This window comes from Alteromonas sp. AWM4_230, assembly GCF_056158305.1.
The window spans coordinates 3,133,715-3,146,420 of the sequence record NZ_JBSWTB010000001.1; the positions used below are offsets into that span (position 1 = coordinate 3,133,715).

Genomic DNA, 12,706 nt, shown 5'->3' on the forward strand with positions numbered 1-12,706 from the left:
CCGATAATGAAGATTCTTATTGCTGATGACGAAGCCCCCTTACTACGATTTTTATCGCGAGGCTTAAACGCGGAAGGTTTTGAGTGTGTCGAAGAGTCGGCATTGCACAATTTAGTCACGCGCATTCGACACGAGTCCCCTGCCATCATCGTACTCGATCGCATGTTTGGCGACGAAGATAGCGTAGAGCTGTTGCCCGCCATTAAATCTCTCCCTCATGCTCCTATGGTTTTGCTACTTACAGCTGTAGATGAGGTACGGGAGCGCGTGAATGGTTTAAAACAAGGCGCAGACGATTATCTATGTAAGCCTTTTGACTTTGACGAACTGCTAGCGCGTATAACGGCCTTAAGCCGAAGGGTGACCAACACGCCTGTTACTCTATCAGGCTTAACCGTCGGACCGTTAAACATCGATGATGAATCTCGCATTGCGACACTGTCAGGAGAAGAAATTACACTCACTAAACTAGAATACGACATGCTCTATTATTTTGCGGAAAATACTGAAAAAGTCCTTTCTCGAGAGCGCATATTAAGTCGAGTATGGCGAAGCCACAGCGACCCGCTTACCAATGTGGTTGACGTGTATATTAGTAGGCTACGTCAAAAGCTTCATAACAGTGATGCCATATTTATTGAAACCTTGCGCGGGAATGGGTATCGATTAACCACCAGAAAATAGTCATTTCGTCTCATCAACTATTGCATTAAGACCCTATTCATCCTATTTTGAACACTCGTTCAAATCTTAATTAAGGATAATCATGGCTCGTTCACCTTCATCATTACTATCACGGATATGCTGTGCAACCGCTTTAGGCCTAGGTCTGCTGTTATCACCTGTTTTTGCGCAAACAGGAAATACCGATGCAATGCAGGTCGAAAAGAAAGAATTGCGCGCGCCCAAAGTTATCTTTTTTGATGTAAACGAGACCCTTCTTGACCTTACCGCCATGCGCAGTTCGGTGGGTGAAGCATTAGGAGGGCGAGACGATTTGTTACCGCTTTGGTTCTCTACCATGCTGCATCACTCGCTGGTCGACTCAACCACTGGTCGCTTCCATACCTTTGGAGAGATTGGCGTTGCCTCACTATTGATGGTTGCTGAAATCGAAGGTATCGAATTAACCAAAGAACAGGCTAAAACGGCAATTGTCACGCCTTTGCGAAGCCTTCCCCCACACCCAGATGTACGTAATGGCTTGCAGGCACTAAAAGACAAGGGCTATAAACTGGTAAGCCTTACCAATTCCTCTAATAAAGGCGTGTATACCCAGTTTAAAAATGCAGACCTACTGTCTTACTTCGATGAGCGACTTAGCGTTGAAGATATTAATTTGTACAAGCCAGATACACGCACTTATGAATGGGCTATTGAAAAAATGGGCATAGCAGCAGAAGACGCTATGTTAGTTGCGGCTCACGGTTGGGATATTGCTGGGGCTAAACAAGCCGGATGGCAAGCTGCGTTTATCGCTCGACCGGGCAAAGTACTCTATCCTCTAGCGCTATCGCCTGACACTGTAGTGAGTGGGCTAGATGAGCTAGTTTCTCAACTACCGAAGGCGAAATAAGCATTCGGGGCTTGATTGATGAATTCTAGGTGCACTTAAAAGCACCGCTTATCGGTTGGCATGAGTGAACAAGGTCAGTTAATACTCTGACTATACGCCTGTTCCAAAGCTATAAGGTTATGCCAACCGATTTTTTGAGCTAGTCACAGATCAATGCTTTTTGCCGTGCCTTGTCTCTTCATATCTATATGAGGGATGTCATCCTCCAAGTACATGGTTGATGTGGCTTCAAAACCAAAGCTCTCATAAAAGCGTTTTAAATATTCTTGTGCACCAATTTCAATATCACACCCCGGCCATATTGCCTCACAATGATTAATGGCTTCACGCATAAGAGCTTTACCCGCCCCTTTTCCCCGAAAGGCTTCACTGGTTGCCACTCGGCCTATGCTTACCGATGGATAACTGACGCCTTCACCAAGTAATCGTGCACACGCCACAAGTTTATTATTTTCAAAGCCCATTAAGTGATGGGTTTGCGGATGGCGGTCTTTTTCATCAAGCTCCGGATAGGGGCAGTTTTGCTCAACAACAAATACATCGACTCGCAACTTGAGCAGGTCGAAAAGTTGATGATTAGTAAGTTCATTAAATGTAAGTGATTGCCAAGAAACCATGTTGTCCCGATGAGTTTTTATTATTAACGTTTAAATAGTGCGCTATTACTGGTGCTGTAAAACCTAAAAGTAAAAGGCTACAACTTGTTACCTACTTGCTAGTGTAACGCATAGCGTTTTACTCACAAAGCTCAAGCTCCTACTTTACCTTAAGAATATAACCGTCGTAGCACCTTTCCTGTAAAGACTGGCGACTGGAAATAAGCGTTTAATTGATGAACCCTATAATTTAGTCGGCGTAATTAATTGGAACACCATTTAAAAATAGTTAAGGTGCTTTGCTACTAGGTCTTGTATACATGAGCAAACACCCGCGCGGGCACAGGGGCAAAATATGAGTGATAAGCGCAACATCAAAGTTTACGACAAACCCGCTGGCGGATGGGGTGCGCTTAAAAGCGTGACTAAAAATTGGATCCAAAGTGAGAAGCCGCTTAAAAATTTACGAGCCATGCTTAAAACCAATCAAGATAAGGGTTTTGACTGCCCGGGCTGTGCTTGGGGCGAGTCACCTGAAAGCGGATTAGTGAAGTTTTGTGAAAACGGTGCTAAAGCGGTGAATTGGGAGTCTACCGGCCGTTATGTCGACCCAGCGTTTTTCTCAAACCATTCAGTAAGTTCGCTAAAGAAGCACACTGACTATTGGTTAGAATCACAAGGTAGACTTACACACCCAATGCGCTTCAATGCTCAGACTGATCATTATGAACCTATATCATGGGACGATGCCTTTGCACTTATCGCTAAACATTTAAATGCTCTGAGTTCACCACATCAAGCCGAATTCTATACTTCAGGACGCGCAAGTAACGAAGCCGCTTACCTATATCAACTTTTTGTACGCGCGTTTGGCACCAATAATTTTCCCGATTGCTCGAATATGTGTCATGAAGCCTCAGGGCAAGGTATGAAGCCCACCATTGGTGTAGGTAAAGGCACGGTTACGTTCAACGATTTTGAAAAAGCAGATACTATATTTGTTATCGGGCAAAACCCGGGCACTAACCACCCACGCATGTTAGAGCCACTACGCGACGCTGTACGTAGAGGGGCGCAAGTAATTTGTTTAAACCCGCTTAAAGAGCGCGGACTAGAAAAGTTCCAGCATCCTCAACACCCCATTGAAATGCTAACCAATGGCTCAACGCCAACCAATACCGCTTACTTCAGACCTGCCCTTGGCGGCGATATGGCAGTAATGCGCGGTATTGCGAAATGGTTGCTAACCTGGGAGAAGGAAGCAATAGCAAACAATGACACTCCCGTCTTCGATCATGATTTTATCAATACACATACCAACGGCATGGACGACTATTTAGCGGTAGTTGACAATACAAGTTGGGAACATATTGAAGCACAAAGCGGTTTATCGAAAGACGACATCCGCCACGCAGCTACTATGTACAAGCGCGGAGAACGGGTGATCATGTGCTGGGCTATGGGAATTACACAGCACAAACATTCTGTTGCTACAGTTCAAGAAATTGTAAATGTACAGCTATTGCGAGGAAACGTTGGCAAGCCAGGCGCCGGCCTTTCGCCCGTTAGAGGCCACAGTAATGTGCAGGGTGATAGAACGGTGGGTATTAACGAAGCACCGCCTGAAACCTTACTCGATGCGTTGGAAAGCAAGTTTAACTTCGCAGTCCCACGAGAACAGGGTCACAATACCATTCAAGCGATTCAGGCTATGGAAAGTGGCGAATCTAAAGTATTCATCGGCTTAGGCGGTAATTTTGCGCAGGCAACACCAGATACACCCCGTACTCACGCTGCGTTATCAAAATGCGATTTAACGGTACATATCGCTACCAAACTAAACCGCTCTCACCTAACTACAGGTAAGGATGCACTTATTTTACCTTGTCTGGGTAGAACTGAAGTGGACATGCAGGCCAATGGACAACAAGGTGTAACCGTTGAAGATACGTTTTCTATGGTTCATATCTCCTATGGTCAACTACCGCCGAGTTCGCCTGAACTTCGCTCAGAACCAGCCATAATCGCGGGTATCGCCAAAGCGACGCTGGGCAACACACCGGTAGACTGGGATGCCTTAATTAGCGACTACGATAATATTCGTGAACTCATTGCCGATACGATAGACGGTTTTAAAGACTTTAATACCAAACTTGCACAGCCAGGCGGCTTTCACCTAGGTAACGCAGCAAGTGAAAGGCACTGGTTAACACCTTCAGGCAAGGCTGAATTTGCTGTTAACTCGCTGCCAGATTCGCTGTTAAATGCCGACCTAGTTGCTCAAGGTGAAAAGCCCGACCTTATTTTACAAACTCTGCGTTCCCACGACCAGTACAACACAACTATCTATGGTATGGATGACCGTTACAGAAACGTGTTTGGCGTCCGTGATGTCCTTTTTGTTAATGAACGCGATATCGAAAAACTGGGATTTAAAGACGGTGATAAAGTGGATATTACGTCAATGTGGAACGATGGCAAGACCCGCCAAATTAAACAGTTTATGTTGGTAGCTTACGACATTCCGCCGGGCCAAGCTGCGGCGTATTACCCCGAAACCAATCCGCTAGTACCTCTAGAAAGCTACGGCGACGGAACCTTCACGCCAACGTCGAAATTTATTGCGATCAAACTTTCAAAGTCCGAGTCGGATGGACGAATTGCGGTCTCTGCAGTTTAAGCTTATCGAATTTGGCCCCGAACGCGGGGCCGCTTAAATGCTCTATACTCTCTAGCTTCGCGCCCCGTTAAACTTGTGGTGAGTACGCTCTCGGTGAGTCATATTTAGGCACGTGGATAAGGGATACGCCATAGCGGTTAGCCCACTTAACTGATAATGCCGTAGGTGCTGAAAGTGTCACAAGCAAAGGTAATTTTGCTCTTATCGCTTTTTGTACTAGTTCTAAGCTACAGCGACTGGTTAACACGACAAGGCAATCCTTCTGATAAAGCTTATTAGCCGCAATGGCTCCAATTAACTTATCAAATGCGTTATGCCTTCCTATATCTTCACGACATGCCAGTACATTGCGTTTGGCATCAATATAGAGTGCGCCGTGCATTGCCCCACTTTGCTGCGCTAGTGCTTGCGCTTGTGAAATTAGGTCTCGCAACCCCTTAAACCAGCTTGCTTCTGGTAGAGGCAATGGCTCTACAGGTTGGAGTTGAGGCAAAGCGTTATCCAGCGCTTCGACACCACAAAGCCCACAGCCCGAAGCACCTGCCAATTGCCGTTTATTTTCTTTTAACTTCCAAAAAGCCTGGTTAGCAATATCCACTTCAGCATTAATGTGCTCTTTGTGGTATGTCAACTCAATACCATAAAGCTGGCGGGGGTGCTCAATAATGTCGTTACTTAAACTAAAGCCAATAATAAAGTCTTCTATGTCTTTAGGCGTAACAAGCATTACTGCATAGTTGATACCGTTGTAACTGATGCTTAATGCGACCTCTTCAGCAAGCGTAAAACGTTGAGTTTCAGGTGTGCCATCTAAAACTAATGCGTGGTATTCGGCGTTATTTGTCATCAGGCCAATCACCTGGCGTGTTAACATTAAGCCATTGTGCCTCATCCATACGAGCTACTTTTTCGTTCTGTTTTTCTTGATCGCCATTTACCTTTTTGGGGCGCGCAAGATTAGCTTCCTCAAGAGCAATGGCGTCTAGGCTTTCTAAGAACCCCACCACACGCCGTTTGTATTGGTCAACCAAGTAGTGAGTTAGCATTGATTTAGTTTTGGGCATAACAGACAAATAAAAAGGCAAAAAGCGTTTTTTCACGTAAACCGACCGCTGGGATTCCCGCCCTGCTGATACTAGCGTTTTCAAAAGCTGAGGCGTCATCTGGGGCATATCCACGGGAAGGACAAGCAATTCAATAGGCCTACCTTTGCCTTCGTTTGAATTACATAAAACATCCAGAGCTGCATGCACACCACCCAGTGGTCCTGCATAATCAATTTTATCATTTAAAAAATTTGGCGCATTACGGCTAATTAACACCTCATCACACCCTGCAGCCTTCAATAGCGATGACGCATGCTCTATAAGCGTGTTTCCCTGATAACGCATAAGGGCTTTATCTTGCCCCATTCTGCGCGATTGGCCACCCGCTAACACGAGTCCGATAAGAGTTTTATTCACTTTATCCACTTTATGTTTCTCTCTTATCAAGCTTTCCCTCATTATTTATTCTAAAAATTCAAAACACTGCTTAGCAATAGAAAGCTAGGCCGTGCTTAGGTTACACAGTTTGCAGAAGGCGCGCACTAGTTCGTAGAGGCTTTTTTCTCAGTACTAACCCAAATGAAAGTAGAAATAGCCATACCGTAGCAGCCCCATCAACCGCATGAGTTACAGTTGTCAAATAACCAATATCAGCAAACGACGCTACAGTGGTATCGCTTAACGTAATTGGATAGGGCCCTAAATAGCCGGTCATTAAGTCAGATGAACCACCAGGCCAAGGCTCGTCCCAATGACTATTGGCAGTACCTGCGCCTCCGCCAAGTTCAACAGGAATAAAGGTGGCGTCTTCGACAAACTCACGGCGGTAGATTTCCAAAGCGTATTCTCCGGTGTAGCGCCCTGTGCCATTAACGTAATTAGACTGGCTCCCTGCGATAAAAAAATCAGTCGTCCACAAAGTGCCAAACCCGATAACATGACCCATTTCGTGCACGATAACATCGAAAAGTGTGCCGTTATTTTCCATGTTATTTAGATCTGCCGTATCAAAGCGCATGCGACCTTTATTCGCATACACATAAGTACTGTCGGCAAACTGAGTAATACTTGACGGGCCAGCACTACCTAATACCCCACCTGTACCATCAATCGGCGCTCCACTTGCCTCTATAACAATACTATGGTCAAAAGAGCTTTGAACGCCTATTAAATATGATTCCCAATATGCAATTGCATCGTCAAATGCGCTGGATTGTGAGGGTGTTAACCCTCCAAGATTATTGATAGAGATGTTGAATAGCCCAGCATTTACAGGTAGTGACATGCATAATGTTATTACGACACCTAGAACCAGCTTCGGTAAACCATTCATGGCTTCCCTCCTAAATTAAGAAACAACATCTAACGCAAAATCTAACGCAAATCATTTGGGGCAACGATACTTATGCGCATTAATAACTATAGACTAGAAAGCAGAGGTAACACCTTTCCTTTACTATTTTGTTCTTAACGGCCGAGATAAGATTTTCTAAAGAGAACTATTTGTAAAAAGTCGCAATAAATACAATACTTTAGGGTGAAGCAAGCGATAGCTATGAAAGGTCTTTGAAGTTTAATTGCAATGAAAATATCTAAATAGAGAGCGGGTATTGGTAATAATTGTTAACACGTTAGTAAACACAGCTTTGGTTGAAAGCATTTACTCACCACCGAGCTTTTTTTAAAGCCATAAGGTGGTGAGTTTGAAAAAACTACCAGGTTAAATCGTCTGGGATTTCGTAGTCGGCATACCAATCGTCTTCATCTTCGTCTTTTCCATCGCTACCACTTTTATCTAAATCGGCGCGATATATAATTGAAGATTCATCACGCTGAGCAATCTTGTCAGCAACCGGCGTTGGAACCAGCTCGTAAGCATCGTCAAGTAATACCACTGTCAAACGACCTTTCGTCACTTGCTTGTGCATTTCTTCACTCACATACATGCGTTTTACCACGTTATCGTGAGTAAAATTCAGTACAGTTTCACCCTTACGCGGTTGCTTATTAACGTTAATAAGCTGCCTTACTTGAGCCGCAATTGAACGTTTTTCTCGTTCTTCCTGCTGCAATTGGTTTAGCTCACGAGAGCGGGCTTTTTTCTCTTCCGCCGCTTTTTGAGCCGCTAACGTAGCCTCATCTACCACTGGCTGTTTCTGCTTATTTTTTTGTTTTTGCTTTTTGCGTTTGTCAGCGCGCGCTTGTTTTGCAGACGCTTTATCAGCCAATCCGGCTTTTAAAAGTTGATCTTGTAAAGAGGCCATAATTCACTCTCTATTAGTGTAGTAATAAACCTTGCATGAAGCGTATTGCAAGTCTTCATTGTGTGTCTTAAAACGTAATAAGCCCGAATAAAATCGGGCTTATTGTTTAGGCTTCAAAGTATTATATTAGCTTTGAATTACTTTTTCTTGGCTTTTGACTTGGCCGCAGGCTTTTTCGCTGCTTGCTCCTGCCATTTACCGTTGTCGAACCATGCCGACCAACCCGTCGCTTTGCCGTTTTCATTTTCGGACATCACATACTGCTGTTTGGTCTTTCTGCTGTAGCGAACTATCGCAGGATTACCGTCAGGGTCTGTTTTTGGCGCATCAGCAAGATAATAGAATTTCGGCGAAATTCTATCTCTAAAGCGAGCAAGTTCTTCCACTTTCGGCGCACGCGTCTCACGAGATTTAGGGAAATTATGGGCAGCCAAGAAAATACCCGACGCTCCATCCCGTAGCATGAAGTGCGCGTCAGACTTTTCACACGGAAGTTCCGGCAAATCGACTGGATCTTCTTTTGGTGGCGCAGCTTCGCCGTTTCTTAACAACTTACGGGTATTCTTACATTCCTCGTTGGTACAGCCAAAGTATTTACCAAAACGCCCGTTCTTAAGCTCCATATCACTGCCGCATTTATCACATTCGATAATAGGGCCGTCGTAGCCTTTGATTTTGAATGTGCCCGACTCAACTAAGGTGCCATCACAGGTAGGCGTATTACCACAAACGTGAAGCTTTCGCGTCTCATCTACCAAGTAACTGTCCATCGCTGTACCGCACTTAGGGCAACGTTTCTTAGAGCGAAGTGCTTCTGTTTCAAGCTCTTCTTCGTCATCCACCTTCACCACTTCATCACCAGGCGTTAGGTTCATGGTGTTAGTGCAGCGCTCTTTAGGCGGTAAATTATAACCTGAACACCCTAAGAAAACGCCAGTTGAGGCCGTTCTCACATTCATCTCACGACCGCACTTGTCGCATTCAATACCCGCAGGTATTGCCTGATTTAGGCGCATACCGCCCTCTTCAGGATCTTTCTCTGCATTTAGCAGTTTTCCGTAGAAGCCGCTGTAGAACTCATTAAGAACATCTTTCCAATCTTTATTGCCTTCAGCAATATCATCAAGATGTTGCTCCATGTTAGCCGTGAAGTCATAGCTCATGAGATCGTCGAAGTTTTCCATTAGACGATCGTTGACTATTTCTCCCATTTTCTCGGCGTAAAAACGTTTATTTTCTAAACGCACATAGCCGCGATCTTGTATGGTTGAGATGATGCTCGCATAGGTTGAAGGACGACCAATGCCGCGTTTTTCAAGCTCTTTTACCAAAGACGCTTCATTAAATCGCGCCACAGGCTTAGTGAAGTGCTGCTTAGGATCAAGGGCTTTTAAGTCAAGCACATCGCCTTTCTGCACATCCGGCAACATAAGCTCTTCGTCGCCTTTTTTGCGAAGCTGTGGCTGCACGCGCGTCCAACCGTCAAACTTAAGTACTCGGCCTTTTGCTGTAAGTTCGTAGTCTCCTGCCGCCACTTTAATCGTAGTGGCATCGTACTTAGCCGGTGTCATTTGACAAGCTAAGAACTGGCGCCAAATAAGCTCATAGAGACGTTGTGCATCACGCTCCATATCCCCCAGACTCGCCGCACTAATGCTCACATTTGAAGGACGAATCGCTTCGTGCGCTTCTTGCGCGCCTTCTTTGCTCCCATAGCGGATTGGCGAATCAGGTAGGTATTTTCCACCAAAATTATCTGAGATATATGCTCGCGCGCTGTCTACTGCTTCTTGACTCAAATTGGTCGAGTCGGTACGCATATAGGTGATGTAACCCGCTTCATAAAGACGCTGCGCCATCATCATGGTTTTCTTAACACCAAAGCCCAACCGCGTGCTCGCTGCTTGTTGCAGAGTAGAGGTAATAAATGGCGCGGAAGGACGACTTTGCGTTGGCTTCGATTCACGGCTTTCTACCGTGTAATTAGCCCCTTCTAAGTCAGCGAGAGCTTTGTCTGTTTCAGCTTTGTTTTTAGGCTTAAACGCATTGCCTTGGTGCTTGGCAACCAACATGCGAAGCGCCGCTTTTTGCTGGCTGGTCAAATCTACGTGAACGTCCCAGAACTCTTCTGGTACGAAGGCTTTAATTTCGCGCTCTCGCTCAACAACAAGCCTAACCGCTACCGATTGAACACGCCCGGCTGAAAGACCACGCGCAATCTTTTTCCATAGCAGTGGCGACACCATAAAGCCCACAACTCGGTCTAGGAAACGGCGTGCCTGCTGCGCATTAACACGAGATATATTTAGCTCACCCGGGTCTGAAAACGCGTCTTGAATCGCATTTTTCGTAATTTCGTTGAACACTACCCGCTGATAAGTCTTATCTTTTTTGCCTAACAGTTCTTGTAAGTGCCACGCAATCGCCTCTCCCTCGCGGTCCAAATCCGTTGCGAGATAAATAGTGTCGGCGTCTTTTGCGAGCTTTTTAAGTTCGTTGACTACCTTTTCTTTGCCCTGCAGCACCTGATAGTGAGCCTTCCAGTCTTTTTCTGGATCAACGCCCATTCTGTCTACAAGTTTTAAGTATTCGTGACGACGAAGATATTCTTGACGCTCTTCTTCGCCTAAAGTTTTGAGTTCTTTAGCCGGTTTTTTAGGCTCTACTTTGCCTAACGCCTTCGTTGGAAGATCTCGCACATGGCCAACCGAACTTTTTACGATAAAATCTTTGCCAAGATATTTATTTATCGTTTTTGCTTTGGCTGGTGACTCGACTATGACCAGTGATTTTGCCATATAATTGAACTAAACCTATTGATTTTTAATGACTATTTACGTCAAATTCTGAAAATTGGAGCAGCCCGACACTATATATAGGGTACTCGCTCTTTTTTAACATATATCTACAAAGTGAATGGAAAACAAGATCTTCTTCATACTTATTCTTCCCACCGCTCTAAACGCGCACAAAAACTGTACATTAAATAAGCAGTGCGATTGGCAACGGCCTTAAAAGCCGTATAATGCCAGCCATTCCAACCTGACCTAACGACGCGCTCAGGTTTAAAGAAGTGCTGCGTTTGCCCCTGTACAAAAGCGAAAGCGCTGCAGCTGCTACCAATTTAATGGCAGTGTCTATAAGAATGTAGCATATGGGGTCAACAGCAAAAACTACAAGAATGAGGGAAAGTATGAAGCAGTTTGAAGTTAACTTTGATGGTCTTGTTGGGCCTACCCATAACTATGCCGGCTTATCGTTTGGCAATGTCGCTTCCCTAAACAATGCGAATGCAAAAAGTAGCCCTAAGCAGGCTGCAAAGCAGGGTCTTGCAAAAGCAAAAGCGTTGGCCGATATGGGAATGGTTCAAGGTGTGTTAGCTCCGCAAGAACGCCCTGATATCGCTGCACTGCGTCGGTTAGGTTTTACCGGCTCCGATGCTCGTGTGCTAGAAAGCGCTGCAAAGCAGTCTCGCGAGATTTTCTTAGCATGTTGCTCTGCTAGTAGCATGTGGACTGCAAATGCCGCCACTGTGTCTCCTAGCGCCGATACTGCCGATGGTCGTGTGCACTTTACCCCTGCAAACCTAACAAACAAGTTTCATCGCTCATTAGAGCCTCAGGTAACCGGCAATATTCTGCGCGGTACATTCGCCAATGAAAAACACTTCGCCCATCACCAGCACTTGCCAGATAACGAGCATTTTGGTGACGAGGGTGCAGCTAACCACACTCGACTTTGCAGCAATTATGGTCAGGCTGGCGTGGAGTTGTTTGTTTATGGTCGCCATGCTTTTGATACCAGCAAACCTGCGCCAACAAAATACCCGGCTCGCCAAACACTAGAAGCGTGTCAAGCCGTAGCGCGTCTGCATGGCTTAGACGACGATGGAGTGGTTTACATGCAGCAAAACCCTGATGTTATCGACCAAGGTGTATTTCACAACGACGTGATTGCCGTAGGTAACCAGAATGTATTGTTCTTCCACGAGCAGGCGTTTTATAAAAAAGAAGCGGGCTTTAAAGAGCTGCAAGCAAAATTTGGTAGCGAGCCACTTCACTTTATTGAAGTTCCAACCGCGGAAGTGTCTGTTCAGGATGCGGTTAAAACCTACTTGTTTAACACGCAAATTATAACGCTTCCTAGTGGTGATATGACCATTATCGCGCCAACTGAATGTCAGGAAAACGAAGCGGTTAAACGTTACTTAGACAAGCTAGTTACACTAGGTACGCCAATTAAGTCGGTTAACTATTTTGATGTTAAACAAAGTATGCGCAATGGCGGCGGTCCTGCTTGCTTACGCCTGCGTGTTGCTATGAACGACCAAGAGCTTGAAGCAGTAAATCAAAACACGTTAATCAACGATATACAGTTTACGCGCTTGAACGCGTGGGTCGATAAACATTATCGCGATGAACTAAGCGAAGATGACTTGCGCGATCCTCAGCTACTAATTGAGTCACGCACGGCTCTCGATGAGCTTACACAGATTCTGAAGATTGGTTCGGTTTATCCGTTCCAGCAGGGTTAGCGCTTTAACG

General features: G+C 45.2%; 10 protein-coding genes. 4 read left to right on the forward strand and 6 right to left on the reverse strand.

From position 1 onward, the window contains the following. Positions 1-6 precede the first annotated feature (6 nt). Both ACXACS_RS13495 and ACXACS_RS13500 read left to right on the forward strand, forming a co-directional pair. Positions 7-684 carry a response regulator transcription factor gene (locus ACXACS_RS13495; protein WP_474807278.1) on the forward strand — a complete coding sequence of 226 codons (678 nt, stop codon included), beginning with the start codon at positions 7-9 and terminating at the stop codon, positions 682-684. Between the two features lie 82 nt (positions 685-766). Continuing rightward, complete coding sequence (locus ACXACS_RS13500) at positions 767-1,576, forward strand: haloacid dehalogenase type II (protein ID WP_474807280.1); 810 nt, start codon at positions 767-769, stop codon at positions 1,574-1,576. Positions 1,577-1,719: 143 nt separating this feature from the next. On the opposite strand, the gene ACXACS_RS13505 is transcribed toward ACXACS_RS13500, so the two are convergent. Continuing rightward, positions 1,720-2,193: a GNAT family N-acetyltransferase gene (locus ACXACS_RS13505; RefSeq protein WP_474807281.1), complete on the reverse strand. Its 474-nt coding sequence runs from the start codon at positions 2,191-2,193 to the stop codon at positions 1,720-1,722. A 334-nt stretch (positions 2,194-2,527) separates the two neighbouring features. Here ACXACS_RS13505 and ACXACS_RS13510 point away from each other — a divergent pair, with 334 nt between their 5' ends. Further along, positions 2,528-4,852: an FdhF/YdeP family oxidoreductase gene (locus tag ACXACS_RS13510; protein ID WP_474807283.1), complete on the forward strand. Its 2,325-nt coding sequence runs from the start codon at positions 2,528-2,530 to the stop codon at positions 4,850-4,852. 67 nt (positions 4,853-4,919) lie between these two features. Here ACXACS_RS13510 and fdhD read toward each other — a convergent pair whose 3' ends face one another. From fdhD to topA, 5 genes are all read right to left on the reverse strand, one after another. After that, positions 4,920-5,699 carry a formate dehydrogenase accessory sulfurtransferase FdhD gene (fdhD, locus tag ACXACS_RS13515; protein WP_474807285.1) on the reverse strand — a complete coding sequence of 260 codons (780 nt, stop codon included), beginning with the start codon at positions 5,697-5,699 and terminating at the stop codon, positions 4,920-4,922. Next, positions 5,689-6,315, reverse strand: a complete 627-nt coding sequence (mobA, locus tag ACXACS_RS13520) for a molybdenum cofactor guanylyltransferase (protein WP_474807287.1) — start codon at positions 6,313-6,315, stop codon at positions 5,689-5,691. Before mobA ends, fdhD begins: the two co-directional genes overlap by 11 nt. Positions 6,316-6,415: 100 nt before the next feature. Next, complete coding sequence (locus ACXACS_RS13525) at positions 6,416-7,231, reverse strand: leishmanolysin-related zinc metalloendopeptidase (protein ID WP_474807289.1); 816 nt, start codon at positions 7,229-7,231, stop codon at positions 6,416-6,418. Positions 7,232-7,610: 379 nt separating this feature from the next. Continuing rightward, positions 7,611-8,162, reverse strand: a complete 552-nt coding sequence (locus ACXACS_RS13530) for a DUF2058 domain-containing protein (RefSeq protein ID WP_025254953.1) — start codon at positions 8,160-8,162, stop codon at positions 7,611-7,613. Positions 8,163-8,299: 137 nt separating this feature from the next. After that, complete coding sequence (gene topA / locus ACXACS_RS13535; RefSeq protein WP_474807291.1) at positions 8,300-10,960, reverse strand: type I DNA topoisomerase; 2,661 nt, start codon at positions 10,958-10,960, stop codon at positions 8,300-8,302. 395 nt (positions 10,961-11,355) lie between these two features. Here topA and astB point away from each other — a divergent pair, with 395 nt between their 5' ends. Further along, on the forward strand, positions 11,356-12,696 hold the full coding sequence (astB, locus tag ACXACS_RS13540; protein WP_474807293.1) for an N-succinylarginine dihydrolase: 1,341 nt from the start codon (positions 11,356-11,358) through the stop codon (positions 12,694-12,696). Positions 12,697-12,706: the final 10 nt, after the last annotated feature.